The sequence below is a fragment of the Blastococcus aurantiacus genome (assembly GCF_900102425.1).
GTDB lineage: Bacteria > Actinomycetota > Actinomycetes > Mycobacteriales > Geodermatophilaceae > Blastococcus > Blastococcus aurantiacus.
This window is the reverse complement of record NZ_FNBT01000002.1, coordinates 431,796-458,056: the sequence shown is the minus strand read 5'-3', so window position 1 is coordinate 458,056 and position 26,261 is coordinate 431,796. Positions and strand designations below refer to the sequence as shown.

28 protein-coding genes are annotated in these 26,261 nt (G+C 73.2%); 9 read left to right on the top strand and 19 right to left on the bottom strand.

Features of this window, described 5'->3' with window-relative positions; translation table 11 throughout:
- Positions 1 to 2 precede the first annotated feature (2 nt).
- Complete coding sequence (locus BLS70_RS05730; RefSeq protein WP_091764664.1) at positions 3 to 572, bottom strand: AMIN-like domain-containing (lipo)protein; 570 nt, start codon at positions 570 to 572, stop codon at positions 3 to 5.
- A gap of 287 nt (positions 573 to 859) precedes the next feature.
- On the opposite strand from BLS70_RS05730, the gene abmR reads away from it, so the two are divergent.
- The 5 genes from abmR to BLS70_RS05705 are packed head-to-tail and all read left to right on the top strand — an operon-like array spanning position 860 to position 4,976.
- A complete protein-coding gene (abmR, locus tag BLS70_RS05725; RefSeq protein WP_091764663.1) occupies positions 860 to 1,465 on the top strand; it encodes an ATP-binding transcription factor AbmR in 606 nt (201 codons plus the stop codon).
- A 17-nt stretch (positions 1,466 to 1,482) separates the two neighbouring features.
- Positions 1,483 to 2,148: a maleylpyruvate isomerase N-terminal domain-containing protein gene (locus BLS70_RS05720; RefSeq protein WP_218122293.1), complete on the top strand. Its 666-nt coding sequence runs from the start codon at positions 1,483 to 1,485 to the stop codon at positions 2,146 to 2,148.
- A gap of 44 nt (positions 2,149 to 2,192) precedes the next feature.
- On the top strand, positions 2,193 to 3,443 hold the full coding sequence (locus BLS70_RS05715; RefSeq protein WP_091764662.1) for a geranylgeranyl reductase family protein: 1,251 nt from the start codon (positions 2,193 to 2,195) through the stop codon (positions 3,441 to 3,443).
- A gap of 49 nt (positions 3,444 to 3,492) precedes the next feature.
- On the top strand, positions 3,493 to 3,867 hold the full coding sequence (locus tag BLS70_RS05710) for a PadR family transcriptional regulator (protein WP_218122292.1): 375 nt from the start codon (positions 3,493 to 3,495) through the stop codon (positions 3,865 to 3,867).
- Positions 3,864 to 4,976, top strand: coding sequence for an HAAS signaling domain-containing protein (locus tag BLS70_RS05705; RefSeq protein ID WP_091764661.1), 1,113 nt, complete (start codon positions 3,864 to 3,866; stop codon positions 4,974 to 4,976). The genes BLS70_RS05710 and BLS70_RS05705 overlap by 4 nt, the downstream gene beginning before the upstream one ends.
- Before the next feature lie 10 nt (positions 4,977 to 4,986).
- Here BLS70_RS05705 and trhA read toward each other — a convergent pair whose 3' ends face one another.
- Positions 4,987 to 5,802, bottom strand: coding sequence for a PAQR family membrane homeostasis protein TrhA (trhA, locus tag BLS70_RS05700; protein ID WP_091764660.1), 816 nt, complete (start codon positions 5,800 to 5,802; stop codon positions 4,987 to 4,989).
- Between the two features lie 115 nt (positions 5,803 to 5,917).
- On the opposite strand from trhA, the gene BLS70_RS05695 reads away from it, so the two are divergent.
- The 4 genes from BLS70_RS05695 (at position 5,918) to phoH2 (ending at position 9,888) form a co-directional block, all read left to right on the top strand.
- Positions 5,918 to 6,697 carry an isoprenyl transferase gene (locus BLS70_RS05695; protein WP_091764870.1) on the top strand — a complete coding sequence of 260 codons (780 nt, stop codon included), beginning with the start codon at positions 5,918 to 5,920 and terminating at the stop codon, positions 6,695 to 6,697.
- A 23-nt stretch (positions 6,698 to 6,720) separates the two neighbouring features.
- Positions 6,721 to 7,938, top strand: a complete 1,218-nt coding sequence (locus tag BLS70_RS05690; RefSeq protein WP_091764659.1) for a DUF885 domain-containing protein — start codon at positions 6,721 to 6,723, stop codon at positions 7,936 to 7,938.
- A gap of 5 nt (positions 7,939 to 7,943) precedes the next feature.
- Positions 7,944 to 8,312, top strand: coding sequence for a hypothetical protein (locus BLS70_RS05685; RefSeq protein ID WP_091764658.1), 369 nt, complete (start codon positions 7,944 to 7,946; stop codon positions 8,310 to 8,312).
- Positions 8,313 to 8,592: 280 nt separating this feature from the next.
- Complete coding sequence (gene phoH2 / locus BLS70_RS05680; RefSeq protein WP_091764657.1) at positions 8,593 to 9,888, top strand: RNA 5'-3' helicase PhoH2; 1,296 nt, start codon at positions 8,593 to 8,595, stop codon at positions 9,886 to 9,888.
- Positions 9,889 to 9,972: 84 nt separating this feature from the next.
- On the opposite strand, the gene BLS70_RS05675 is transcribed toward phoH2, so the two are convergent.
- The 17 genes from BLS70_RS05675 to BLS70_RS05595 form a co-directional block, all read right to left on the bottom strand.
- Entirely contained in the window at positions 9,973 to 10,620 is a 648-nt protein-coding gene (locus BLS70_RS05675; RefSeq protein ID WP_091764656.1) for a type IV toxin-antitoxin system AbiEi family antitoxin, read from the bottom strand.
- A 320-nt stretch (positions 10,621 to 10,940) separates the two neighbouring features.
- Positions 10,941 to 11,186, bottom strand: coding sequence for a hypothetical protein (locus tag BLS70_RS05670; protein ID WP_091764655.1), 246 nt, complete (start codon positions 11,184 to 11,186; stop codon positions 10,941 to 10,943).
- Entirely contained in the window at positions 11,183 to 14,242 is a 3,060-nt protein-coding gene (locus BLS70_RS05665) for a hypothetical protein (protein ID WP_143030350.1), read from the bottom strand. The genes BLS70_RS05670 and BLS70_RS05665 overlap by 4 nt, the downstream gene beginning before the upstream one ends.
- The gene (flhA, locus tag BLS70_RS05660; protein ID WP_091764653.1) at positions 14,229 to 16,274 is read right to left on the bottom strand and encodes a flagellar biosynthesis protein FlhA; all 2,046 of its coding nucleotides are present in this window, start codon (positions 16,272 to 16,274) and stop codon (positions 14,229 to 14,231) included. The genes BLS70_RS05665 and flhA overlap by 14 nt, the downstream gene beginning before the upstream one ends.
- A gap of 99 nt (positions 16,275 to 16,373) precedes the next feature.
- Complete coding sequence (locus tag BLS70_RS05655; RefSeq protein WP_091764652.1) at positions 16,374 to 17,516, bottom strand: EscU/YscU/HrcU family type III secretion system export apparatus switch protein; 1,143 nt, start codon at positions 17,514 to 17,516, stop codon at positions 16,374 to 16,376.
- A gap of 3 nt (positions 17,517 to 17,519) precedes the next feature.
- Positions 17,520 to 18,284 carry a flagellar biosynthetic protein FliR gene (gene fliR, locus BLS70_RS05650; RefSeq protein WP_091764651.1) on the bottom strand — a complete coding sequence of 255 codons (765 nt, stop codon included), beginning with the start codon at positions 18,282 to 18,284 and terminating at the stop codon, positions 17,520 to 17,522.
- A 3-nt stretch (positions 18,285 to 18,287) separates the two neighbouring features.
- Positions 18,288 to 18,563, bottom strand: a complete 276-nt coding sequence (gene fliQ / locus BLS70_RS05645; protein ID WP_091764650.1) for a flagellar biosynthesis protein FliQ — start codon at positions 18,561 to 18,563, stop codon at positions 18,288 to 18,290.
- A gap of 2 nt (positions 18,564 to 18,565) precedes the next feature.
- Positions 18,566 to 19,420 (bottom strand): flagellar type III secretion system pore protein FliP, encoded by an 855-nt coding sequence (fliP, locus tag BLS70_RS05640; RefSeq protein ID WP_091764649.1) that lies wholly within the window; start codon positions 19,418 to 19,420, stop codon positions 18,566 to 18,568.
- Entirely contained in the window at positions 19,417 to 19,911 is a 495-nt protein-coding gene (locus tag BLS70_RS05635; RefSeq protein WP_091764648.1) for a FliO/MopB family protein, read from the bottom strand. Before BLS70_RS05635 ends, fliP begins: the two co-directional genes overlap by 4 nt.
- Positions 19,908 to 20,639: a flagellar motor switch protein FliN gene (gene fliN, locus BLS70_RS05630; RefSeq protein WP_091764647.1), complete on the bottom strand. Its 732-nt coding sequence runs from the start codon at positions 20,637 to 20,639 to the stop codon at positions 19,908 to 19,910. Before fliN ends, BLS70_RS05635 begins: the two co-directional genes overlap by 4 nt.
- A complete protein-coding gene (locus tag BLS70_RS05625; RefSeq protein WP_255362255.1) occupies positions 20,636 to 21,619 on the bottom strand; it encodes a flagellar motor switch protein FliM in 984 nt (327 codons plus the stop codon). The genes fliN and BLS70_RS05625 overlap by 4 nt, the downstream gene beginning before the upstream one ends.
- Positions 21,620 to 21,819: 200 nt before the next feature.
- On the bottom strand, positions 21,820 to 22,290 hold the full coding sequence (locus BLS70_RS05620) for a flagellar basal body-associated FliL family protein (RefSeq protein WP_091764645.1): 471 nt from the start codon (positions 22,288 to 22,290) through the stop codon (positions 21,820 to 21,822).
- Positions 22,287 to 23,249 carry a flagellar motor protein MotB gene (locus BLS70_RS05615; RefSeq protein WP_091764644.1) on the bottom strand — a complete coding sequence of 321 codons (963 nt, stop codon included), beginning with the start codon at positions 23,247 to 23,249 and terminating at the stop codon, positions 22,287 to 22,289. Before BLS70_RS05615 ends, BLS70_RS05620 begins: the two co-directional genes overlap by 4 nt.
- Positions 23,246 to 24,016, bottom strand: a complete 771-nt coding sequence (locus BLS70_RS05610; RefSeq protein WP_091764643.1) for a motility protein A — start codon at positions 24,014 to 24,016, stop codon at positions 23,246 to 23,248. The genes BLS70_RS05615 and BLS70_RS05610 overlap by 4 nt, the downstream gene beginning before the upstream one ends.
- 3 nt (positions 24,017 to 24,019) lie before the next feature.
- Entirely contained in the window at positions 24,020 to 24,298 is a 279-nt protein-coding gene (locus tag BLS70_RS05605) for a flagellar FlbD family protein (RefSeq protein ID WP_091764642.1), read from the bottom strand.
- A 196-nt stretch (positions 24,299 to 24,494) separates the two neighbouring features.
- Positions 24,495 to 25,763, bottom strand: a complete 1,269-nt coding sequence (locus BLS70_RS05600) for a flagellar hook protein FlgE (protein ID WP_091764641.1) — start codon at positions 25,761 to 25,763, stop codon at positions 24,495 to 24,497.
- A gap of 37 nt (positions 25,764 to 25,800) precedes the next feature.
- Positions 25,801 to 26,256: a flagellar hook capping FlgD N-terminal domain-containing protein gene (locus tag BLS70_RS05595; protein ID WP_091764640.1), complete on the bottom strand. Its 456-nt coding sequence runs from the start codon at positions 26,254 to 26,256 to the stop codon at positions 25,801 to 25,803.
- Between the last annotated feature and the right edge of the window lie 5 nt (positions 26,257 to 26,261).

The following is a 26,261-nucleotide window of genomic DNA, read 5'->3' as shown; positions in this document are numbered from 1 at the left end:
GCCTACCAGCGGTGCGCCACGTCGATGACCAGTCGTGGACCGAAGTCGGACTGCGCGACGCCCGGCAGCACCATCACCCGGAACGGCAGTCGCGCCCGGACACCGAGGGCCAGCGTGGTCGAGCCCTCGTACGAGCCGGCCCAGGCGACCTGCCGGAAGGTCCGGTAGCCGCCCACGCCGACGACCTCGCGACGGTCGGCGGGGGTGAACGTGGCGTTGCCGTCGCCGTCGTAGGCCTGCGCCTGCAGGGTGATCTGCAGATCGGCCGCGCCGCGCACGGGCACCGTCCGGCCAGAGCCGTCCTCGACGACGCGGGGCACGTAGCGGACGTCGTAGGAGCCGAAGGTGGTGTCCTGGCCGAGCAGGTCGACCACCAGCCGGTCGTAGCAGGCGTGCCGACCGGAGCGCACGTCCACGACCATGTCCGTGTCGGCGGCCCCCGCGCCGACTTCGGGCAGGGATCCCCACGCGAGGCCGCAGTACGGCGCGGCCTGCGCGGTGGCGGGGAGGGCGGAGGCGGCGAGCGCCACCGTCGCGGTGAGGGTGAGTCGACGGATCCAGTGACGGGACATGACGGGCCTCCTGGTGGGTGTTGTGGCCGCCTGAAGAGTCCCGCCGACACGCCCGCTAGCACCATGGGTCAGCTATGCCCAGCATTGTCGAACCATCGGCGTGTCGATCGGCAACTGTTGACCCGCCCCACCACGCTCGACGGCGCGGCTCCTGGCTCGTGTCGCCAACGGAGTCGTCGACTCACCGTGGGTCGGTTGTCCGCTGAGGGCGCACGGCGGGAGCTGTCCGACGGCCTGACACAGGCATACGGTGTAAGCGTGTAATCACCGCAACCCGGGAGGCTGCCATGCACGCACACCGATTCGCCGACGCAGATCTGGGAGCCGGCTTCCGTCGCGGCCGGGGCCGGGGCCGGGGCCCCGGGGGCCGTGGCCAGGACGTCCCGCCGCCCGTGGAGCGCAGCGAGGTCGCCGGCTGGTTCGCCGGGCGGCTGCCCGACGGCTGGTTCACCGGACCGGTCGAGCTGGTCATCGACCGGGACGAGATCACCGTGGTGGGCACGCTGACCGAGCCCGCCGCCGGTGAGGGCGACCCTGCAGCCGCGCAGGCGGGGCGCATCGCGCGTTTCCGCGAGGACACCCGGCGCGAGCGGATGGCGATCGCGGACGCCGCTCAGCAGCGCTACAACCGTTCGGTGGCCTGGGGTGCCGCCTGCGGGGGCACGCGCGAGCTGTTCACCACCGTGTCGATCCCGGTCATGACCCGGCTGCGGCAGCCCGAGCGGCTGGTGCTGGACACCCTCGTGGACGCCGGGGTCGCGCGGTCCCGGTCGGAGGCGCTGGTCTGGGCGGTACGCCTCGTGGGCCGCAACGCCGAGGACTGGCTGGCCGAGCTCCGGGCCGCGATGGCATCGGTGGAGGAGATCCGGGCCCGGGGGCCGCAGGCCGGCTGATCTGCCAGGCTGCGCTGGTGACCGCGCGCCTGCTGCTGTTGCGCACCGCCTACGGCGACCTCGTCGAGCTGCTGCACGAGGTCGCCGCGGCCGGCGAGGAGTGGTCGCCGACCGCGTGCCGCGGGTGGACGGTGCTGGACCTCGGGTTCCACCTGCTCGGCGACACCCGCCGGGCCCTCGTCGGCCTCAACACCCCGGCGCCCGGCCCTGCGGACCACGACGCCGTGACGTACTGGCGCGGGTGGCGCCCGCCCGGCCCCGGGGACGACGAGGCGCTGCGCCGCACCCGCGCGGTGGCCAGTACCGCCATCGCGTCCGCCGACCTGGCCTCCGCCTACGCCGAGAGCACCGCGGCGGTGCTCGTGACCGCTGCGCGCGTGCCCGCGGGGCAGCTGGTCCGTACGCAGGACCGGGTGATGGAGGTCGACCACGTGCTCTCCACGCTCGTGGTCGAGGCGGCCGTCCACCATCTCGACCTCGTGGCGCACCTGGACCGCCCGGGCCCGGGTGCGGGACCGCTGGCGGAGGTCCGGCGGGTGCTGCAGGGCCTGCTCGGAGGGCCGCTGCCCGCCCGTTGGGACGACGTCACGGCGGCCCGGCGCGGCACCGGCCGGGAGCCGCTGGACGAGGCCGACCTCCGCCAGCTCGGCGCCGCGGCGGAGGCGTTCCCGCTGTTCGGCTGAGCGTGGTCACCGGCCGCTCGCGCCGACCAGGGACACTGGGCCCCGTGCCTGCCAGCTCCGTCCCCGCCGCGACCGACGTCCTGGTGGTGGGGGCGGGCCCGGCCGGCTCCGCGGCCGCGGCCTGGGCCGCACGCGCCGGGCGCGACGTCGTCCTCGCCGACGCCGCCTTCTTCCCCCGCGACAAGACCTGCGGTGACGGCTTGACGCCGCGCGCCATCGCCGAGCTCGACCGGCTCGGGCTGGGGGACTGGTCGCGCAGCCGGGCCCGCAACCGCGGCCTGCGGGCGGCCGGCTTCGGGCGCGAGTGGCAGCTGCCCTGGCCCGGTGGCGACCTCCCCGACCACGGCAGCGCGGTGCCGCGCACCGAGCTGGACGCGCGGATCCGGCAGGTGGCCCTGGACGCCGGCGCGACCGCGGTGGACAGCGCCCGGGCCATCGACGTCGAACGGGACGGCGACCGGGTGCGGGCCGTCGTCTTCGAGCACCCCGACGGCGAACGGTCGACGGTCACCTGCCGGCGGCTCGTCGTCGCCGACGGCGTCCGGTCCCCGCTGGGCCGGGTCCTCGGCCGCGAGTGGCACCGCGACACCGCCTACGGGGTGGCCGCCCGCGGCTACGTGCGCTCGAGCCGCAGCGACGACGAGTGGATCTCCTCGCACCTGGAGCTGCGCGGGGTCGAGGGCGACCTGCTCTCCGGCTACGGCTGGATCTTCCCGCTCGGGGCAGAGGCCGGTGAGGTGAACATCGGCGTCGGCACGCTGGCGACGGCCCGCCGGCCCGCGGGGGTGCAGCTCAAGCCGCTGCTGGAGAACTACACCGACGCCCGCCGCGGCGAGTGGGGGATCGAGGGCGACGTCCGGCTGCCGGCCTCGGCGCTGCTCCCGATGGGCGGTGCGGTGTCGGGCGTGGCCGGGCGCAACTGGGCGCTGATCGGTGACGCGGCCGGCTGCGTGAACCCGCTCAACGGCGAGGGGATCGACTACGGCCTGGAGACCGGGCGGTCCGTCGCGGCGCTGCTCGACGAACCCGACTGGTCGACGGCGTGGCCGGCCACCCTGCGGCGGCACTACGGCGAGGCGTTCTCCATCGCCCGGCGGCTGGCGGGGCTGCTCACGATCCCGCGCTTCCTGCCCGCCGCCGGACCGGTGGGGATGCGCTCCCGGCCGTTGATGACGGTGGCGCTGCGCGTGATGGGGAACCTGGTCACCGACTCCGACCGCGACCTCACCGCCCGGCTGTGGCGGACCGCCGGCCGGCTCTCGGTGCGGCTGGACGACCGCCCGCCCTTCAGCTGAACCCCACCGCGCGACACGGCCGGTGCCGGTGTACGTGCACTACTGCGCAATGAGCAGTACTGTGCACGCCACCGACCCGGAGGTGTGCATGGACACGACGCAGCTGCTCAAAGGCGTGCTGGACCTCGCCGTCCTGGCCGTCCTCGACGACGAGGACGGCTACGGCTACGACGTGGTCCGTCGGCTGCGCGCTGCGGGGCTCGACGACGTGGCGGACGCCTCGGTCTACGGCACTCTGCGCCGGCTGTTCGCCGCCGGGCACCTGACGTCCTACGTCCTCCCGTCCGTGGAGGGTCCGCACCGCAAGTACTACGGCCTGAACGCATCGGGGCGCGCCGAGCTCGAGAGCTCGACGAAGACCTGGTCGGGGTTCGCCGACACGATGGCGGCCCTCCTGGCCGCTCGGAAGGAGGTGGCGGCATGACCGCTCCGCAGCAGGCCGAGCCGGACGTCGAGGTGCGGGCCTACGCCCGCCAGGTGCGCGCCGCGCTGGCCGACGTCCCCGCCGAGCGGCTGACCGAGCTGCTCGACGACCTGGAGGAGCACCTGGTGGAGGTGGCCGCCGAGGGGGGTGAGCCCCTCGCCGTCCGCCTGGGCCCGCCGGCGGAGTACGCCGCCGAGCTGCGCCACGCGGCCGGTCTTGCCGAGCCGCAGGGGCAGGCATCCCCGGTCGAGCCCTCCTGGCGCACCGATCTCTCCTCCCGCCTGGACGCGGTGTACGCGTCCCCGCAGTACGCGGCGGTGCGCGACTTCCTGCCCGAGCTGCGCCCGGCCTGGTGGGTGCTGCGCGCCTGGGCACCGTTGGTCGCCGTCGACGCCGTCCTCTTCGGCGGTACGTCGTTCCCGGTGCCCTCGCTGGGCCTCAGCCCGCTCGTCGGGCTGGTGCTCACCGGGGCGGCGATCACCTGGTCGGTACGGCGTGGTCTGCGCGTGCGCCGCGACCCGGCTCTCGCCGACCCGCGCCTGTCGGTCGCGGTGAACGGGGCGCTCGCGGTGCTCGCGCTCGTCGCCCTCGTCGCGATCGGCAACCAGCCGGATCCGGCCATCGCGTACTCCTACTCCGAGCCGGGCCCCACGTCGCTGGCGCACGACGACGGGGCGCCGATCACCAACATCCACCCGTACTCCTCGGCCGGGGAGCCGCTGGAGGGTGTGCTGCTCTACGACCAGGACGGCCGGCCGATCGACAACCTGGCCACGTACACGACCGACGGCCCGTACCCGTCCGAGGGCAGGGAGGTCCAGCGGCTCGACACGGACCCGCCGGCACCGGCCAACGCGTTCCCGCAGGAGCAGCGGGTCCTCACCTACGACGACTCGGGCAATCCGGTGTGGACCACCCCGGGTACGGAGACGCCGACTCCCGACATCCCCTCCACGCCCGCCGAGCCGTCGGCGCCCGCGGCGCCGTCCACATCGCCGAGCCCGGTGCCCGGGGCCCCGGTGGAGCCGTTCCCGGGACCCTCGGTCCCGCCGCTCCCGGGTCCGGCGCCCGAGCCGTTCCCCGGTCCGGCGGTGGAGCCCGCCCCGTGAGGGGCGCCGGTCAGGTGAACGGGGAGTTGTACATCGCGAAGTAGACGGCGATGTAGTGGCAGATCGCCGCGACGACGGTCATCGCGTGGAAGACCTCGTGGTAGCCGAAGGTGCCCGGCCAGGGGTTGGGCTTCTTGATGCCGTACGCGACCCCGCCGAGGGTGTACAGCACGCCGCCGACCGCCAGCAGCACCAGGGAGGTGACGCCGGCGAAGTGCAGGATGTCGGTCAGGACGAAGACCGCGACCCAGCCCAGGGCGATGTAGAGCGGCACACCGACCCAGCGCGGCGCCGTCGGCCAGGTCATCTTCAGCGTCACCCCGGCGAGCGCGCCGATCCAGACGACGGCCAGCACCCAGAAGCCCGTGACTTCGTCGACGGCGAGCAACGCGAACGGCGTGTAGGTACCGGCGATGAACAGGAAGATCATCGAGTGGTCGAGCCGCTTCATGATCCGCCAGCCGCGCGGTGACCAGCGGCGGCGGTGGTAGAGAGCGCTCACGCCGAACAGCCCGCAGATGGTCAGGCAGTAGACGGTGACCGACAGGCCGGCGCGCACGCTCTCCACGTAGGCGAGCGGGACCAGCACGGCCCCGGCGACGATGGCGCCGAAGAACGAGAACAGGTGCAGCCAGCCGCGCATGCGCGGACGGGTGTCGGGGTGGGTCCAGTCCTTGTCGGCGAAGTCCTCGGCGGTCCACGCGCGGTCGACGTGCTCGCCCTCCTCGAGGACGGCGGTGACGGCCTCCTGGCGCGGTGCCTCGATCTCGGCGCTGTCGACCTCCACCCGGACGGGCTCGCGTGCGGATCGGTCGGGAAGGCTCATGCCCCGAGGTTAAGGAGCCGTGGCTTCGGCGTCATCCGCACCGCCTGTGAGCTTCCTGCCAGGCACGCGGTGCCGGCTTCTGCCGGGCGCACGGGCGGGGCCTAGGGTGACGCCCGTGGGGGTGCGGCGGAGTGTCCGGGAGGCACTGACCCGCGTCTACGAACGCCGGCTGGCCCGTGCCCTGGTCGGGGCCGACGTGCCGCGCCACGTCGGCGTGATCATGGACGGCAACCGGCGCTGGGCCCGCTCGATCGGGCTGGAGGACGTCGCGCACGGCCACCGTCGGGGCGCCAGCAAGATCGTCGACCTGCTGGGCTGGTGCGACGACGCCGGCGTGCAGGTGGTCACCCTGTTCATGCTGTCCACGGACAACCTGCGCCGTCCCGAGCCCGAGCTCAGCGCGCTGCTGCGGATCATCGAGGACGTCGCCGTCGACCTGTCCGGCCCCGGCCGCCGGTGGAAGGTCAACTCCATGGGGGCGTCCGAGGTGCTCCCGCCGGAGACCGTCGCCGTCCTCAAGCAGGCCGAGGAGGACACCCGGGACCGCCCGGGGGCGACGGTGAACCTGGCCGTCGGGTACGGCGGACGGCGGGAGATCGCCGACGCGGTGCGCTCTCTGCTGGCCGAGCACGCCGCCCGCGGCACCTCCCTGGAAGACCTCGTCGAGGTGCTGGAGGTCGAGCACATCGCGGAGCACCTCTACACCCGGGGCCAGCCCGACTGTGACCTGGTGATCCGCACCAGCGGCGAGCAGCGCATGTCCGGCTTCCTGCTGTGGCAGACGGCGAACGCCGAGTTCCACTTCACCGACGTCTACTGGCCCGACTTCCGCCGGGTCGATTTCCTGCGCGCGCTGCGCGACTACTCCGCCCGGCACCGCCGCTTCGGCGAGTAGCCGGCGGCTGGAAGACTGCGCGCATGACCGCCGGAGCCCTCGACCTCCCCGCCGAGTACGTGCGGCTGGGACTGCGCTTCGACCGGCTCGAGCCCGGTTTCGTCGATGCCTACACCGGTGATCCGCGGACCCGAGCGCAGGTGCAGGACGAGCCCGCACCCACCCCGCAGCAGTTGCGCGACCGCGCCCGCGACCTCCTCCGCGAGCTCGACGCCGCCGGTCTCGCCGCCGACCGGACGGAGTTCCTGCGCGGTCAGCTGACCGGCCTGGAGTGCAGCGCCCGGAAGCTGAGCGGCGAGCCGGTGGGTTTCGTCGAGGAGGTGTCCTGCTACTTCCAGGTGGGCGTGACGCTGGGCGACGAGGCCGACTACGCCGCAGCGCACGCCGAACTGGACGCGCTGCTGCCCGGGGGTGGGTCGCTGACCGAGCGGTACGCCGCCCACCGGCGCCGGGAGGAGTGCCCGCCGGACCGGCTCGAGGCCGCCGTCCACGCGCTGTCCAGCGCACTGCGCGACCGGGTGCGGGGGCAGTACGGGCTGCCGGAGGTGGAGACCGTCCGCTACGAGGTGGTCACCGACAAGCCGTGGTCGGGCTTCAACTACTACGAGGGCGGCTACCGGTCGCGCGTCGCGATCAACGCCGACCTCCCGCACCGGCTCTCCCAGCTGGCGCACCTCGTCGCGCACGAGTCCTACCCGGGCCACCACACCGAGCACTGCCGCAAGGAACGCGGGCTGGTCGAGCGGTCCGGCCGGGCCGAGCACACCGTCTTCCTCGTCAACACCCCCGAGTGCCTCATGGCCGAGGGGCTGGCCGACCTCGGCGTGGAGGCCGCGATCGGCGACGGGTGGGGGTCGTGGGGGGCGGAGATCCTCGGGGACCTCGGGCTCCGGTTCGACGGTGACCTGGCCGAGCGGATCGCCGCCGCGGCGGCGCCGCTCAACCGCGTGCGGCAGGACGCGGCCATCCTGCTGCACGACCGCGGTGCCGACGCCGACGAGGTGGCCGCCTACCTGCAGCGCTGGTCGCTGGTCGCCGGCGACCGCGCCCGCCAGCAGATCCGCTTCCTCACCGACCCGCTGTGGCGCGCGTACATCTCGACCTACGTCGAGGGCTACGGGCTGCTGTCGCGGTGGCTGGACGCCCGGCCGGCCGACCAGCCCGTCGCCGACCGCTTCCTCCGGCTGCTCGACGAGCCGCTGACCCCGGCCGCCGTCGCCGGCGAGCTCGCGGCGGCCTGAGCGCCGTGCCCCGCCGCGACCCGCAGCGCGCCCGGGTGCTCGGGCTGTGGACGGCGGGCTGGCTGGCCGTCTTCCTCGTCGTCGGCATGCTGTGGCTGGGGGAGCCGTCGGTGCAGTGGCCGGTGCTGGCCGTACCCCTGCTGTGGGCGCTGCTCGCCCTCCGTCCGCGGCGGCGCGGGGCGACCGTCGACGACGGGTACGACGAGGAGCCCGGTTACTGGGACGACGACGACTGGGCCGACGACGATGCCGCGCCCCCTCATCGGGACGCGCCACCCGGTCCCCGCCCGGCGGAACGCACCGACACCGTGGAACGCCCCGCGCTGCGCCGTCCCTCCGGGTACGACGAGTGGGACGGCCGCCGGCGCGGCTGACCGGGGCGGGCCGACCACCCCGCTCCGGAGGGTGGGATGGGCGTGGCAGATGTGACCCCTCCAGGTGAACGTTGTGTTCCCTTCGGGGTGGTCGCGGAGCTTTCGTCGTAGGTCGGTCCTACCGTCGCAGGTGTTCGGCCCGGAGTTGCCCGGGCCGTGCACGGGAGGCCCGGTTGGTGCTGACGAGTTCGTCGACCAGGGGGGCCGGCACCCGGCCTCCGAGCCGGGGCCCGGCCGCCACTGAGACGGGGCGCGCTGTGCGCCCCACGGGAGCCGACACGTGAATCCTCGCCGCACGTACGTCCTCGACACCTCCGTCCTGCTGTCGGACCCCGGCGCCCTGCTGCGGTTCGGCGACTCCGACGTGGTGCTCCCGCTCGTCGTCATCGGTGAGCTCGAGGGCAAGCGGGACCACCCCGAACTGGGCTGGTTCGCCCGACAGTCGCTGCGCATGCTCGACGACCTGCGCGTCCGCCACGGCCGGCTCGACGCCCCGGTGCCGGTGGGGGAGGCCGGCGGCACCCTGCACGTGGAGCTCAACCACAGTGACCCGTCGGTCCTGCCGGCCGGCTTCCGCAACGACAGCAACGACAGCCGGATCATGGTCGTCGCGCTCAACCTCCGCGCCGAGGGCCGGGACGTCTGCCTCATCACCAAGGACGTGCCGCTGCGGGTGAAGGCGGCCGCGGTCGGACTGGCGACCGACGAGTACCGGGTGCACGACGCCGTCGACACCGGCTGGACCGGGATGGCGGAGATCTCGGTCGACGACGCCGAGATCGACGAGCTGTACGAGAGCGGCCAGGCCTTCCTGCCTGCGGCCGCGGAGCTGCCCACCCACACCGGGCTGGTGCTGCTGTCCTCGCGCGGGTCGGCGCTGGGCCGGGTGCTGCCGGACAAGCACGTGCGGCTGGTGCGCGGCGACCGCGAGGCGTTCGGGCTGCACGGCCGCTCCGCCGAGCAGCGGGTGGCCCTCGACCTCCTCCTCGACCCGGAGATCGGCATCGTCTCCCTCGGCGGGCGCGCGGGCACCGGCAAGTCGGCGCTGGCCCTCTGCGCGGGGCTGGAGTCGGTGATGGAGCGCCGGGCGCACAAGAAGGTGGTCATCTTCCGGCCGCTGTACGCCGTCGGTGGCCAGGAGCTGGGCTACCTGCCCGGCAGCGAGAACGAGAAGATGTCGCCTTGGGCGCAGGCGGTCTACGACACCCTGGGCGCGCTGGTCTCGCCCGCCGTGCTGGACGAGATCGCCGACCGCGGGCTCATCGAGGTGCTGCCGCTCACGCACATCCGGGGGCGGTCGCTGCACGACTCCTTCGTCATCGTCGACGAGGCGCAGTCCCTGGAGCGCGGCGTGCTGCTGACCGTGCTGTCCAGGCTGGGTGCCGGCTCGCGGGTGGTGCTCACCCACGACGTCGCCCAGCGCGACAACCTGCGGGTGGGTCGGCACGACGGCATCGCGGCGGTGGTGGAGAACCTCAAGGGGCACCCGCTGTTCGCCCACATGACGCTGACCCGCTCGGAGCGCTCGCCGATCGCGGCGCTGGTCACCGAGATGCTGGAGGACCTCCCGCTCTGACCCCGCCTCCGGCCGGTGCGGTCTTCCTCGCGCTCATGGGGTTCTGCAGGACCCCATGAGCGCGAGGAACACCCCAGGAGTGGGCTAGCGCCGGGCCCGGTCCAGCGCCCTGCGCACGCGTGCGGCCAACCGGTGGCCCGTAACCAGGTCGGCCCACACCCATCGCGTCACGCCCCACCCCTCGTCCCGGACGGCGTCCTCGCGGCGCTTCTCCGCGAACACGGCGTCGCCGGGTTCCTGGCCCGGGCGCAGGAGCCGGCCGTACTTCACCCGCCCGTCGAACTCGCCGAGCAGGCCGTGCTCCTCCCACGCGAAGTCGGTCCGCGCGACCAGGAGGCCGTCCCCGCCGCGGACCTCGAACGGCAGCGACGAGGGACCCACGCCCCAGCGGTGCAGCAGGACGCGGCTGCGCGACTCGCCGACGCTCTCGCTGCGACCGTCCGCGAAGTCGACCGCCCGTGCCGCCGCTCGACTGCCGGGTGCCCCAGCGAGGTCGAAGAGCCGTTCGCGGAGGACGTCGCGGTGCAGCCGCCCCTGGTGCAGGGCCGCGTCCAGGGCGACGACCGCCGCCTCGTGCGGAAGTGACCGCGCCAGGTCGAGGGCCGTGCGCGCGAGGGAGGTGACCGCGAGTCCGTCGACCTCATCGATCTCGTCGTCCCGGAGGCGGGCGACGTGGCACCGCAGAACCCGAGCCGTGTCGTTCGAGGCGGCCGGGCGACGGGTGACGTGCACCCGGTCCAGCGGACGTCCCAGAGCGGGAGCCCGTGCAGCACCGCCGCCGACTGGTGGCTCACCACGGCGCTCAGCCGGAGGCCGGCGAGCGTGGCGCGGACGAGCAGGCGGTGACGCTCGGCGGGATCCTCGGAGCACCCGTCCCGGACGGCGTTGCGGCGCAGGTGGAGGGATGGTCGCGGGTCGGAGGTCGTCACCCGGACACGCTGGCCCGCCACCGGTCACCCGGGCCCCAGCGACGCCGGCCGGTGGACTGGGGTCGTGCCTGTGGACACCCGAGAAGGTGGCGATCCGGGCGCCGGAGCCACCCCGGTGCCGGGTCAGGCGGCGGGTTCGTCCTCGCGAGCCGGCCGCTCGGGGCGCTTGGGCCCGCTCGTCGCGCCGGCCGGCGTCCGCGGAGCACTCGCCATCCGGAGCAGCGCCACCGCACCCCAGCCCGCGGCCAGGCACCACGGCAGCCGCACCATCACCTCGTCGGCGCTGAGATCACCCCGGAGCCCGAGCGCGAGCACCGGGAGAGCCAGCACGAACCCGACGAGGAGCACGTCCCAGCGCAACGGGTTCATGCGGGTGCGCTCTCCAGCCGCTCGCAGAGGACCGAGGCCCACCGGTGCGGGGTGGCGCGCAGGCCGTCGACGACGGCGACCGGAGCGGCCAGGTCGGCCAGGACGACGGCCGGGTCGGCGGACAGGTCGGTGTCCTGCACGATCAGCGCGTCGACGCGGGCCAGGCCCTCGAGCCAGTGCTCGATGTCCTCCGGCTTGCGGGTCGCCTCGACGACCGCCCACACCGCGACCGGTGTCCAGATGGCCAGCATCTGCGCCATCCAGTACGCGTCGGAGCGCAGGGGCGCGTCCACGGCGACGATCGTGACGCTGCCGGAGGCGGCGGCGTCCTGCCGACGGCGCAGCGCGGCGTCGATCGTGCTCATCCGGCTGGTCTCGGGGGAGAGGCCGACCAGGTCACCGCGGGTGGCCCACTGCACCCGGTCGGGGTCCAGCCGCATGGTCGCGGCCAGCGAGCGCGCCGCGCGCAGGGTCTCGACGCCCGGACCCACGACGAACAGCACGTCCCCGGCGCCGCTCGGCAGCTCGGGAGCCTCCGGCAGTCGCTGCCCGAGTACGCGGGTGAGCGCGGCGTAGATGCCGTCGGCCGCGACATCCGCGGTGAAGGCAGGGCCGAGCAGGTCGGCGGGGACGCCGAGCGCGGACAGCCGCGAGACGACCTCGGCCGGCGTGCTCGGCGGCGCGATGCGCACCCGCGAGGGGCGCGCGGAAACAGCGGCGGGCAGCTCCGGTGCGTCCAGCAGCCCGGAGCCGTCGGCCTCGATCAGGTCCGCGAGGTCGGCGAGCTCCGGCATGTCCGGCGTCTCGGGCGCGGCCATCAGGGGACCGACGGGCAGCCGGGTCACGGTGGCCAGCAGCTCGGGCGTGCGGGAGGACGCCGGGACGTCGTCGGCACCGCGGGTGGCGGGCGAGGCTGCACCCGACGATGCGGTCGGCGGCGTGGCCGGGACGCGGGACTGCGACGGCGGCACGGGCGGCCGGCCGGTCCGTGGGGGGACGGGCGGCAGCCCGCGGCCCCGGGACGGCGATCCGGGAAGCAGGGACAGCGGCGGCATGACGGTGGTCTCGTCCATCGTCATCGACCGGCCGACGGGCGCGGGGTCGCTCGCGGTGCGGGCCAGCACGGGCGCGACCTCGAGCTCCGCGGCGGCCACCGTGGTCTCGGCGACCGTGGTCTCGGCGACGGCGGTCTCGGCGACCGCGGTCTCCGGGACAGCGGTCTCCGCGACGGCGGCCTCGGTGCTGCCGGCCCCGTCCAGGTCGGTGCCGGTCTCGGCGGGGGCCGCGACGTCCGTCTCGGCCACCTGCTCGGGAGCGGTGGTGGCCGGCGCGGGCGCGCCGAAGAGCGAGGTGCCGGCGAGTGGCTCCTCAGCCGGGGTCGACGGCGTCTCGGCAGCGGGGGTCGGCCGGGCATGCGCCACCTCCGCCCGGATCGGCGCATCCGGCTCGTCGGCAGGAGCGACGACCGCCGGTGCCGCGATGACCTCGCCCCACAGCCCGGTGGAGAGCGACGGGACGGCGGCGGGCGTGGCCGGAGCCGTTGCCGGTGCCGGTGCCGGTGCCGGTGCCGGTGCCGCGGGAGTCGGCACGGGGCCGAAGAGGTCGGTAACCGCGGCGACCTCGGCGACGGGCTCGGGGGCCACGTCCACGGCGGGTCCGGTCTCGGGTGCCGCCGGGGCGGGCTCCGTCGCCAGGACGGCGGCGGGCTCGACCGGAGCGGTCTGCGGCGCATCGCCGGCGACCACCCTGCGCAGGATGCCGGCCAGCGCGTCGTCGGAGTGTCCCTCGGCCAGGGCCGCGCGCAGCACCTCGGCGATCGCCTCCTCCCGCGAGACCGGCGTCGAGCTGGCCGCGGGCGGCTCCTCGACCGGCGTCCGACCGGAGGACGCCTCGCCGGCGTCCGACCCGGTGAGGAGGGAGTCGGCGGAGGGCTCGCGGACGACGGCCTCGCGCACGAGCGGCTCCCGGACCACGGCATCGCGGACGAAGGACTCCTCCGCGAACGCCTCGGTGGAGAAGGCCTCGGTGGAGAAGGCCTCGTCCGTGAGGGCCTCGTGCGCGAACGACTCGGTCGTGAACGCCTCGTCGGCGAATGCGAGCTCGTCCGCCCACGAGGCGGATCCCGTCCGCTCGTCGACCGACGTGGAGGGCGGCGCGATGACCTGGTCTCCCACCGTTTCCTCCTTCTGGCGGGTCGTACGCGACCACACCGCTGGCTTCGTTGGTTCGACTTCCACTGCGGGGGAGGCCTCGGGCTCGGGATCCGGCACGGCCCGCTCGGCCGCGGACCGCGTCCCGTCGGCGGTCTCCAGTGCCTCGCGCACCGCGTGCTGCACGTCGCGGTCGCCGGCCACCATCCGCGCGAGCGCGGCGGTGAAGGGCGAGGGCGCGTCACCCGCCTCGTCGTCGGCAGCCGCCTCGTCCGCCAGGGGCGGCGGCGAGGTCTCCCGCGTGGCGCGCGGGAAGCTGGCGAGCGAGACACCGGGTCGGGGTGTGACTTCCGGGGCTCCGGCCCGCGGGGCCGGGGCCGGCGTGCTCCGCCGCGGCTCGGCCGGCGTGCCGGCCATGCCCAGGAGTCCGGCGAGCTCGTCGACGCGCTCGTCGTCGGCGGGCCGGGACCGGGGGGCCGGCACCTCGGTACGACGGGCGGCCGTGGCGGTGGCGCCCGCGGTGGCGGTGGCGCGGACGTCGTTCCGGGCCGCCGCAGCGACGGGCCGGGCTGCCTCGGCGGCCCACGCGGCAGCGCCGTTGCGCGGGGGTGCCGTACGCGCCCGGGCCGGTGCGGCCGAGGCCAGCGGCGAGCCGAAGGCGGCCAGCGATCCGGTGTCGGGGTCCTCGGTCAGTGCGCCGGCGGGCCGGGCGGGGACGGCCACGGGCAGGCCCGGGACGCCGTACGGGTCGGGTGCGACCTCGGCGACGTAGCGCTCGGTCGCGAAGAACCCGAGCACCCCGCCCGAGCGGACGCGACGGACCCCGACGACGCGGGCGGCCGGGCCGAACTGCTCCCGCGCGGCCGCGATGGCGTCGTCGCGGGTGGCAGCCTCAACGGATCGCAACGGCACCGCTCACCACTCCCAGCGACTCGATCTGTGCGGTCCGGGAGACCTCGGCGTACGAGATCACCGGAAGGCGGGGCAGGACCTGGCGCATCAGCCGGGCCAGCGCGGACCTGACCTGCGGCGAGCAGACGAGCACGGGCGACAGGCCCTGGCGCTCGGCGTCCTCCAGCAGTCCGCTGCACCCGACGACCAGGGCGTCGACGGCGCCGGCGTCCAGGGCCAGCACGGCACCGCCCTCGGTCTGCCGGACCGACTCCAGGAGCCGCTGCTCGAAGGCGGGCTCGAGGGTGAAGACGTGCAGTCGCTCGTCGGGGGTCACGTACGGGTGGCTGATCGCCGAGCCGAGTGCGGAGCGGGCGGCCTCGACCAGTCCGTCGAGGTCGGTCGACTGCTTCGCACGCACAGAGAGTGCCTCGAAGATGCGGACCAGGTCCCGGATCGACACACCCTCTTCGAGCAACGCGTGCAACACGCGTTGCACCTCTCCCAGGGTGAGCAGCGCGGGGGTCAGTTCCTCGACGACGACGGGGTGCGTCCGGCGGATCATCTCCACGAGCAGGCGCACGTCCTCGCGTCCGAGCAGGTCCGCGGCGTTCTGGCGGACGACCTCGGCCAGGTGCGTGGTGATGACCGAGGAGCGATCGACGACGGTGGCGCCGGCCATCTCGGCGGCGCGCTGGAGCTCGACCGGGACCCACTTGGCGGCCAGCCCGAACACCGGCTCTCGGGTGGCCTTGCCCGGCAGCCCCTCGAGGTTGTCGCCGATCGCGAGCACGGTGCCGGCGGGGGAGATGCCCTTGGCCGCGGGGACGCCGTTGAGCCAGATGACGTACTGGGACCCCTGCAGATCCAGGTTGTCGCGGGTGCGCACCAGCGGGATGACCAGGCCGGTCTCCATGGCCACCTTGCGGCGCAGCGCCTTGACGCGGTCGAGCAGGTCGCCGCCGCGCGCGGTGTCGACCAGCTCCACCAGGTCGTAGGCCACCTCGAGCTCCAGCGGGTCCACTCGCATCTTCTCGACGATCGCCTCGTGCGAGTCCGGCTGCGGCTCGGCCTCGGCGGCGGCTGCCGCGGCCTCGGCCTCCTCGTCGATCTCCGGCGCGTCGGTCATGCGGGTGGACAGGATGAGGAAGAGCCCGCCGACGAGCAGGAACGGCAGCTTCGGGAGGCCGGGGATCAGGCAGAGGGCGAGGGCGGCGCCGCCGGCGATCTGGACCGGCTGCTTGAACCGGCCCAGCTGGGCGATCAGGTCGGTGCCCATGTCGCCCTCGGTGGCCGACCGGGTCACGATGATGCCGGTCGCGGTGGACATCAGAAGCGCCGGGATCATGGAGACCAGGCCGTCGCCGACGGTCAGCAGCGAGTAGGTGGAGACCGCCTCGGCGGGGGCAAGACCGCGCTGCATGACCCCGATCGCGAACCCGCCGATCAGGTTCACCAGCGTGACGATGATGCCGGCGATGGCGTCGCCCTTGACGAACTTCGACGCACCGTCCATCGAGCCGTAGAAGTCGGCCTCGGCGGTGACCTCGTGGCGGCGCTTGCGCGCCTGGTCCTCGTTGATCAGCCCGGCGTTGAGGTCGGCGTCGATCGCCATCTGCTTGCCGGGCATCGCGTCGAGGGTGAAGCGGGCGCCGACCTCGGCCACGCGGCCGGCACCGTTGGTGATGACGACGAACTGCACCACGGTGAGGATCACGAAGATCACCAGGCCGACGACCAGCGAGCCGGCGATGACGATGTGGCCGAAGGCCTCGATCACCTTGCCGGCGTAGCCGTCGGTGAGCACCAGCCGCGTCGAGGAGACGTTCAGGGCCAGCCGGAACAGCGTCGCGATGAGCAGCAGCGAGGGGAAGACCGCGAAGTCCAGCGGGCGCCGGATCTGCATGGCCACCAGCAGGATGAGCAACGAGAGCGCGAGGTTCAGCCCGATGAGCAGGTCCATCAGGGCGGCCGGCATGGGCACGACCAGCATGAGCACGATCGCGACGACGCCGACGGGCACGGCGGCCTTGGCGATGCCCTTCACGCGCCCACCGCCAGGGATGCGGGTGCGGACGACGGGGGCTGGCTCACGTCTGTCTTCATCGGCAGGCGCGGGTGCCCCCGGTACCGCCCAGCAGGTGGACTACGCGGCGACGCGGCGTCGTCCCGCCTTGGGCAGGTCGGTGGTGTCCGGCGCCTCGAAGCCGGGACGGTGCAGGCCGCCGCGCACGCCGCGCGCACCCAGGTGCATGACGAACGCCAGCACCCGCGCGACCGCGGTGAACAGCTGCGGCGGCACCTCCTGCCCGAGCTCGCAGGAGGCGTGCAGCGCACGGGCCAGGGGGATGTCCTGGACCATCGGCACCCGGGCCTCCGCGGCGATCTCGCGGAGCCTGGCCGCGACCTCGCCGGCACCCTTGGCCACCACCCTGGGTGCGCCCTTCGCGGCCTCGTACTTGAGGGCCACGGCGACGTGCGTGGGGTTGACCAGGAGCACGTCGGCCTCGGTGACCTCGGCCATCATCCGGTTCCGCGACATGGCCAGGGCCACGCCCTTGCGCTGGGCCTTCATGTACGGGTCACCCTCGGCCTGCTTGTGCTCCTGGGTGATCTCGTACTTGCTCATCTTGAGCTGCTTCATCATCTTCTGGCGGACGACGACGTAGTCCGCGACGGCGATGACCAGGCCGGTCACGGCGACCACGCGGAACATGAGGATCGCCGAGTCGACGAAGACGTCGATGACCGCCGACAGCGGCAGCGCCCCGGCCCCGGAGACCAGCGTCTGCGCCCGGTCGCTGGTGATGACGACGACCGCCCCGAGCGACACCGTCTTGATGATCGCCTTGACCACCTCCCAGAGACCCTGGGTGCCGAACATGCGCTTCAGCCCGGTGGCGGGGTTGAACTTCTTCAGCGTCGGCTTCATCCCCTTGGTGGCGAACGTGACGCCACCCTGGGAGGCCGAGGCCAGGACGCCGACGACCATGAGCGCCAGGGCCAGGGGCAGCACCGTGGTGAGGAACGCGGCCAGGGCCTGCCCGAGCAGGGCAGCGATCGCGGACGTCTCGGGCTGGGCGGCCACGGCCTTGATCTGCAGGAACAGCTTCTGCACCTCGGCGAAGCCCTTGCTCGCGATCATCGGCAGCAGGACGCTGGCCGCCGCCATGCCCAGCCAGGTACCGAGCTCCTGCGTGCGGGGGATCTGCCCTTCCTTGCGCGCCTTCTTCAGGCGCTGGGGAGTGGGCTTCTCGGTCTTCTCACCGCCGGGACCGTCCTTGGCCACCGGTCAGCCGCTCCGCAGCGAGGTCATGGCCTGCACCCCGTGCTCGAGCAGCCCGTCCAGCGCCGACGGCAGCAGCGGGAAGGTGAGACCGAGCATGAACAGCGTCAGCATGATCTTCACCGGGAAGCCGAACGAGAAGATGTTGAGCGCGGGCGCGGCCCGGCTCAGCAGCGCGAGCGCCACGTCGGCCAGCAGCAGCACGGCGACCATCGGACCGGCGATCTGCAGGGCGGCCAGGAACATCATCGACACGGCCTGGATCAGCACCGCGCCCAGCTGGTCCACGGGGACCTCGCCGCCGACGGGCAGCCCCTCGTACGAGGTCGCGAACCCCTTGACCATGAGCAGGTGGCCGCCGCTGGTGAACAGCAGGGTGACCGCCAGCAGGTAGTGCAGCCGGCCGATCGCGGCGTTCTGCGTCATCGACAGCGGGTCGTAGGCCGGCTGCAGGGAGAAGCCGCCGGTCACGTCGATGAGGTCACCGGCCATCTGGACGGCGGTGAAGAGGACCTGCACGACGAAGCCCAGTGCCGCCCCGATGATCGCCTCGGTGACTGCCGCGACGACGAGGAAGCCCGCCGTCGGCTCGGGCAGCGACGGGGCGATCTGCGTCGACAGGAGCAGGGACAGGGACATCGCCAGCGCGCCCTTGACCGGCGCCGGGATGGTCTTGGAGCTGAACGGCGGGGCGAGCATCACGAACCCGGCCGCCCGGGCGGTGCCGAGGAGCAGGGCGGCCAGGGTGACGGCGGGGACCGAGAGGTCCATGGCTCAGGTCCGGTCGAGCAGTCGGGGCAGCTGGTCGAACAGGTGGTGGGTGAAGTCCACCAGCGAGGCCAGGACCCAGTTCCCCGTGATCAGCAGCGCGACGGCGACCGCGATCATCTTGGGGACGAAGGACAGCGTCGGCTCCTGGATCTGCGTCGCTGCCTGGAACAGCGAGATCACGAAGCCCACCAGCAGCGCCGTCAGCAGGATCGGGGCGGCGACCTTGGCCGCGACCATCATCGTCTCGGTCGCGATCTCGGTGACGTCTGCGTCACTCATCCTCAGCCACCCCCGTACGAGCCGACGAGCGCGGTGGTGATCAGCGACCAGCCGTCGACCACGACGAACAGCAGCAGCTTGAAGGGCAGCGACACGATGGTCGGCGGGACCATCATCATGCCCATCGACATGAGCGAGGCGCTGACCAGCATGTCGAGCACCAGGAACGGGATGAAGATGACCAGCCCGATGATGAAGGCGCTCTTGAGCTCGGAGAGCACGAAGGCCGGGATCAGCGTGGTCATGCTGACCGCGCCGGCGTCCGCCGGTGCCTCCTCGCCGGAGAGCCCGATCATCAGCTTCAGCTCGTCCTCGCGGGTGTTGCCCAGCAGGAACTCGCGCAGCGGGACGACGCCGGCGTCGTAGGCCTGGGAGGTCGACAACGCGCCGTCCATGTACGGCTGGACCGCGACCTCGTTGATGTCACCGAAGACCGGGCCCATCACGAACAGCGTGAGGAACAGCGCCAGGCCGGTGAGCACCTGGTTCGGGGGCGACGTCGGCAGCCCGAGGGCGTTCCGGGTGATGCCGAGGACGACGATGATCTTGGTGAAGGAGGTGGCCAGCAGCAGCACCGACGGCGCCACCGACAGGACGGTGATCGCCAGGATCAGCGTGATCGACGTGCTCGCGGAGCCGCCACCGATGGAGATGTCGACGCCGCCGTCGGCCCCGCCGATGCCCGGGACGACCGGATCGGTGGGCGCGGTGGGCGCGGTCGGGGCGGTGGGTGCCGCGGCGGCCGGGCCGGCCAGCAGCACGGCAGCCACGGCCGACAACAGCGTCAGCAGCAGCACCACCGTCGCGCGCCGCCGGGCGCCCGCGGCGGGGGTCCGCCGCCGGAGCAGGGCGGTCATGGCCGGCGGACCGTCCGCTCGCGCATCTGGTCGACGAGGTTGCCCCAGCCCTGGCGGTCGAGGACCGATCCGGCGAGCGCGCCGGTGGAGGGGCGGGCGACCCGGGGACCGCGATCGAGCTCGTGCCGCGGGTCGAGGTGCTCGTCGTGGTGCCGACCCAGGTCGTCGTGGTGCCGGCCGAGGTCGTCGTCGTGGGTGGCGCTGGGCAGCTGCCGGACCGGCGTCCGCTCGTGCAGCGCGTCGTCGATGCTGTCGGAGTCGATCTCCGCGAGCAGGGTGACCTGCTCCTCGGTGGCGCCCACGACCAGGACGACGTCGGCGATCCGGACGACGTTGAGGGTGCTCGTGCGGCCGAGCCGGTGGCGGGCCACGACCTCGATCAGGCCGTTGCCCTGCCCCAGGCCGCGCTTCTTGGCCAGCCGCGCCGCGAACAGCAGCACCCCGCCGATGAAGGCCAGCGACAGGATCAGCCGGATGATCATCCAGGTCATGCGGTCGCACCGAGCTCGGCTGCATCGCTGACGATCTCGCTGATCCGCAGGCCGAAGTCCTCGTCGACGACGACGACCTCGCCGCGGGCGATGAGGGTGCCGTTGACGAGCAGGTCCGCCGGGGCGCTGGCGGCCCGGTCGAGCTCGACCACCTCGCCGGGGTGCAGCGAGAGCAGCTCCTGCACGGTCATGCGGGTGCGCCCGATCTCGACGGTGACCTCCATGGCCACGTGCCGGAGGAGGTCCAGGCTGCCGCCCTGACCGCGCGCGGCGGGCAGGTTCACCTGCAGCGCGAAGGTGGCCTGGTGCTCGCCGTCGGCCATGAGGGGGACGGCCACGAACATGCCCTTGTCGCGCAGCCCGTCCAAGGCGGCGACCGGCTCCTCGAGCCGCTCGGAGGCGACGCGGACCCGCCCGAGGGTGGCCGCGGCCGCCTCGAGGGCCGGGCGCAGCGCGGCGGCGACGTCCATCTTGCCGACGGGGGAGTTGCTCAGCGCCTCGACGACGTCGGCGGAGACGATCAGCACGACGTCGCCGCTGACCTCGCCGGACAGCCCGGCGGCGACGGCCGAGGCCGCACCGGGGGGCAGCGGGACGGTGTCCGGGTCGCTGACGGGGGCGCCGGCGACCAGCTGCGTCGTGGCGGGGACCAGGGTCGCCGCGGCGCGGGCCGCGGCCGCCACCACGGCGGTGACGGTCTGGGAGTCCTGGGAGCTGTCGGTGCTCATGCGGTGTCCTTCACGGCAGCGTGCGGGGTGGGAACGATCGAGGCAGCCAGGCGTCGGCGGTGGTTGCTGGCGATCGCGTAGGCGAACGTCACGTCGTTGGTGGTGACCTCGAGCGGGCTGTCACGCGGGTGGCGCAGCAGGAGGACGTCGCCGACGGCGAGGGAGAGGAGGTCGGCCGAGGACACCGACAGCGGCGCGAACCGCACGCTGACGTCCACGGGCACCAGGTTGAGGCGGGCGGCCAGTGCCTCGGCCGCCTTCTTGCGCTTGCGCAGCGCGGACTCGGACAGCTGCGGGGAGGCGGCGTTGTTCAGCGACTGGGCGAAGGAGGAGAAGGGCAGGACCAGCGTCGCCTCGCCCTCGCGGCTGCCCACGGCCATGGCGAAGTTCGCGACCATGACGGTGTCCGAGCCCGAGGCCGCCTGGGCCAGCTGCGGGTTGTACTCGAAGCCCGTCATCGCCGGCTGGAGCTGCGTGATGCCGGCGAACGACGCCGCGAACTCGTGCAGCAGCCGCTCGAGCAGATGGGTGGTGATGGTGGTCTCCATCGCCGTCATCGGCCGGGCGGGCTGTGCCGCGGCGCCGGAACCACCGAGCATGTGGTCGACGATCGCCATCGCGATGTCCAGCGGGTAGGCGATCATGCCCTTGCCGGCCAGCGGCTCCAGCGTGAACGTCGTGATGAAGATCGGGTCGGGCAGCGTGTGGACGTAGTCGTCGTAGGAGAACTGCTCGATGCTCCGCAGCTCCATGCGCGCACCGGTGCGGAGGAACGTGGTGAGGATCGTCGTCGCCTGGCGGGCGAAGGACTCCTGCGCGATCTGCATGACGCGGACGTGCTCGCGGGAGAGCTTCGTGGGGCGGCGGAAGTCGTAGGTGCGGGGCTCGCCGCGCCGGCTCCGGGTGCCGCCGGCCGGTGCCGCCGCCGGGGCCTGCGGGCCGCCCGCGCGGGGGGCCGGGCCGGTCTCGGGGGTGGTCACGCAGACATTCATCGGCGGGGACCGCAGGCACCCTGACCGGTGACCCGGGGCCGCCCGACGGCGGGCGGGAGTGCTGTGACCGGTGGTGCGGGGGGTGCCCGGGTGACCGGATGGACGGTCGTCCCGGGGGCCCGGGACCGTGCACCCGACAGCACCGCCAGGGCAGGGCTGTCCACTTCTGCCCTGGCGGTGCCGCGGGGTTACTGCGTGACGTACTCGGTGTAGTAGATGCCCATCACCATCGGCACGTCGTGCTCGGTGTACGCGGCGATGATCTTCTGCTCCAGCGCTTCCTTCAGAGCGTCGCGCGCACTGATGACGTCCGCGGGCTTGGCCTGCGAGAACGTCGAGATGATCGCGTCGTAGGCCTTGGCGCCGTCGACACCGCCCCCGCCGTGACCGCCGCCGGCGGCAGCCAGCGTGTAGTCCAGGGTGATGCCGATCTTGAGGTAGCCACCACCCGCCAGGTTGACCGCGATGGGCTCCAGCGCGGTGTAGCCACCGTGCTCCGGCGCCGCCGCCTCGGCCTCGCCCCCGGAGAAGACGAAGAAGTACGCCGCGCCGGCGATCGCCAGCACGGCCACGCCGATGATGAGGAAGAGCTTCTTCTTGCCCTTCGGGGCCTCCTCGTCGGTCTCGGTCGCCTTGTCCTTGTCCTTGTCCTTGCTCATGAGTGGCCCTCCTCGTGCGTGGTGTCCTGGGTGGCGGCGCCGGCGGGTGCGGCACCGGCCGGCGGGGCGCCGGTCGTGGCGGAGTCGATGCCCGGCAACAGCGCGTTGGCCTCCGCCGAGGCGGTGGAGAGGACGACGACGTCGACGCGTCGGTTGACGCTGATCGCCGCGGGGTCGGAGATCGGCACCAGTGGCTTCGTGGACGAGTAGCCGGCCGCGGACAACCGGTCCTCGGGGACGCCGTCGGAGGCCAGGTACCGGAGCACCGTGCTGGCCCGCCAACCCGACAGCTCCCAGTTCGACGGCCAGGGGCCGCCGCGGGTGACGGGCAGGTGGTTGGCGTGACCCTCGACCCGCATCACGTTGGGCAGCCCGGTGAGGGTGGGTGCCACGGCGGTGAGGATCGCCCTGCCCTCGGGGCGCAGGACCGCCTCCTCGGCGTCGAAGAGGACGGCGTCGGCGACGATGTGCACCACCAGGCCGCGCTCGTCGATCTCGAACCGCGCGGCGTCGGGGTAGCCGGCCTCGGCCAGCGCCGCCGCCAGCTGGTCACGGGCCGCGGCCAGCTCGTCGTAGGCGCCCTGCGCCTCGTTGGCGACCCGCTGGGCACGTTCGGCCGCCGCGGCTGCGGCTGCCTTGTCGACCTGGGCCTCGGAGACCGTCGGGTCCGAGGGGATGGCCGAGGCGATGTCGACGGCGCCGGGCAGGCCGTCGAGGACCGATCCCTCCGGGGTGGGGCCGGGGCTCACCGTGATCGGTCCGCCGAAGCTCTCGGCCAGGCCCTTCGCGAGGGCGGCGAACTTCTGCTCGTCCACCTTGCTCATCGCGAAGAGCACCACGAACAGCACGAAGAGCAGCGTCATCATGTCGAAGGCCGACACCAGCCACCGTTCGTGGTTCTCGTGCTCCTCGTGCTCCTCGTGCTTCTTCCGGCGGCTGCCGCCGTGGCCCGCACTCATGCGGCTTCCTTGGCGAGCTCGCTCGGCGGGATGAGCGCGTTCAGCTTCTGGCGGACCGCGCGCGGGCTGGTGCCGGCCTGGATCTCGGCGATGCCCTCGACGAGCAGCTCCATCTGGGCGGCCTGGAGCTCGCTGACGCGGAGGATCTTGGCGCCCATCGGCAGGAACCAGAAGTTGGCCGCCATGACGCCCCACAGCGTGGCGATGAACGCCGCGGAGACCATCGGGCCGAGCGTCTCCGGGTTCTGCAGGTTGGCCATGACGTTCATCAGGCCGACGATGCAGCCCAGGATGCCGATGGTCGGCGCGTAGCCGCCCATGGCGTTCATGAACTTGGCCGCGACCTTGTCCTCGGCCTTCTTGGCCGAGATCTCGCTCTCCAGGACGGTGCGCAGCTCTTCGGGGTCGGTGCCGTCGATGCCCATCTGCAGGCCGCGCTTGAGGAAGGGGTCCTCGATGGCCTTCACCTGGGCCTCGAGGGCCAGCAGGCCCTCCTTGCGGGCCTTCTCGGCGAGGCTCACCAGCGTCTGGATCTGCTCGGTGGGCGGCGGGACCTTGCCCGGCACCACCGCCATCTTGAACCAGGACGGCAACTTCTTGAGGTCGGCCATCGTCTGGCTGGCGATCGCCGCACCGAAGGTGGCGACGATGACGAGAATGATCGCCGGGAGGAACAGCAGCGCCATGGGGGCGACGCCCTCGAGCGTCATGAAGACGAACAGGGCGACGATCGAGATCCCGAAACCGAGCAGCGTGACCGGATCCATGGGTCAGCGCTCCTCGGTACCCGGGAAGGGCACGACCGAGGAGATGCCGGCCAGCTCGGGCCGGTCGGGGCGGTACTCGCCGCGGTCCATCTCGTAGGACGTCGCGAGGATGCCCGCCCGGTACTCGCGGATCTCGAGCACCACCTCGTCCACGGTCTCCTTGACCACGTACCGGGTGCCGTCCGCCAGGAACACGACGGTGTCGGGGTGAGCCTCGACCCGCTCGATGAGGTCGGGGTTGAGCGCGAACTGCTCCCCGTTCAGGCGGGTCACACGGATCACGGGACGGTCCTCTTGCTCGGTGGGGCGGGGGTGGGGTCGGGCGGGAGGAGAGAGTCGGGCGGGAAACGTCACTGTCACCATCGGCGTCGGACAGCAGGTCCTTGAGCCGAGCGGGGCGCGCGCCGGTCACCCGGGGGCGCCGGACCGCCGGTCCCGCCCACACCCACCGGGGGATGCGGACGGGACCGGCGACGGGCTAGCGCTTCAGGTTGACGAGGTCGCCGAGGAGCTCGTCGGAGGCGCTGATCACGCGGCTGTTCGCCTGGAAGCCGCGCTGGGCGACGATCAGGCTGGTGAACTCCTCGGAGAGGTCGACGTTCGACATCTCCAGCGCGCCGGAGGAGAGGATGCCGCGGCCGCCGGCACCGGCGACGCCGATCATCGCCTCGCCGGAGTTCTGCGCGATCCGGAACGAGGAGTTGCCCGCCTTCTCCAGGCCGCTCGGGTTGTTGAACGACGCCATCGACAGCTGGCCCAGGTTCTGCCGGAGCCCGTTGGAGTAGGTGCCGGTGATGGTGCCGTCGTTCGAGAGCTCGAAGCCCTGGAGGGAGCCCTGTGCGTAGCCGTCGACGTCGGTCGGCACGACCTCGCTCTTGCCGCCGAACTGGGTCAGGCCCTCGAGGTCGATCGTCACCGGGTCGGGCCATGCGACCGCACCGGGGGCGAAGCGGATCTGGCCGGCCGGCGCGGTCATGGCGCCGTTCACCGGGTCGAACCGCACGACGCCGTCGAAGGCGGTGCCGTCGGGGTTGGTCAGCGCCAGCGCCGGCGGCGGGGTGGCGGGGTTGCCGTCGTCGTCGCCGTTGTTGACGACGAGCTGCCACTCGTTGTCGGCCAGCTTCGTGAAGGTGTAGGTCACCTGCTGGGCCACGCCCATCTGGTCGTACATGCGGACCGGGGTCTGCACGAACGCGCCGACGGCAGCGGCGGAGTTCAGGTTGCCGCCGAGGGCGGAGTTGCCGGTGGGCTCCGGGGGCACGGTGGCGCCGTAGGGGACGGTCAGGTCCTCGATCGGCCCGTTGGCGTTGATGGCGCCGTTCGCGTCCGCCCGCCAGCCCTGGAGGATGCTGCCGTCCGGGGTGGTCAGCCGGCCGCCGGCGTCGAAGTCGAAGGAGCCGGCCCGGGTGTAGAGCTGCTCGCCGCCGGGACCACGGGTCACGAAGAAGCCGTCGCCCTCGATCATGAAGTCGGTCGAGCGGCCGGTGGACTGGGCGGCGCCGTTGGTCCAGTTGGTCGTGATGGCCGCCAGCTTCACGCCGAGGCCGATCTGGGCCGGGTTCGTGCCGCCGCGGTCGGCGGCCGGGGCGCCACCGGCGCGCACGACCTGCGAGAGCGTGTCCTGGAAGACGGTGGCGCTGCTCTTGTAGCCGACGGTGTTGACGTTGGCGATGTTGTTACCGGTGACGTCCATCTTCGCCTGGTGGGCCTTCAGGCCGGAGATGGCGGAGAACATGGAGCGGAGCATGCGGAGGATCTCCTCGGGTGTCGTGCGGGGAAGTGGGTCAGGACGCCGCGGAGGAGCTCGTCCCTGAGCTCGGCGTGGGGGTGGAGAGTGCGGTGATCCGGCCGACCTGCACGTCCTTGCCGTCGACGACGGCGACGGCCTCGGACTTGCCGGAGGCGAGGCGGACGGAGGAGACGAGGCCGGTGACGGTGGCCCCGTTGGTGTCGGTGTAGGTGACCTGGCGGCCGACCATGGCGCCCGCGGCCGCGTGCTCCTGGAGCACCAGCGACGTGGCGCCCATCGTGGCGAGCTGCTCGAGCTTCTCCACCTGGGTGAAGGTCGCCGTCTGCGCGATCATCTGCGAGCTGTCCACCGGCTTCGAGGGGTCCTGGTAGCGCATCTGCGCGACCAGGAGCTTGAGGAAGGTGTCCTTGCCCATCTGGTCCCCGCGGTCGACCTGGGGGGTCGCGGAGGGCGGCGGGACGGTGCCGTAGCCGTTGAGTGCGTCCGTCATGGGTG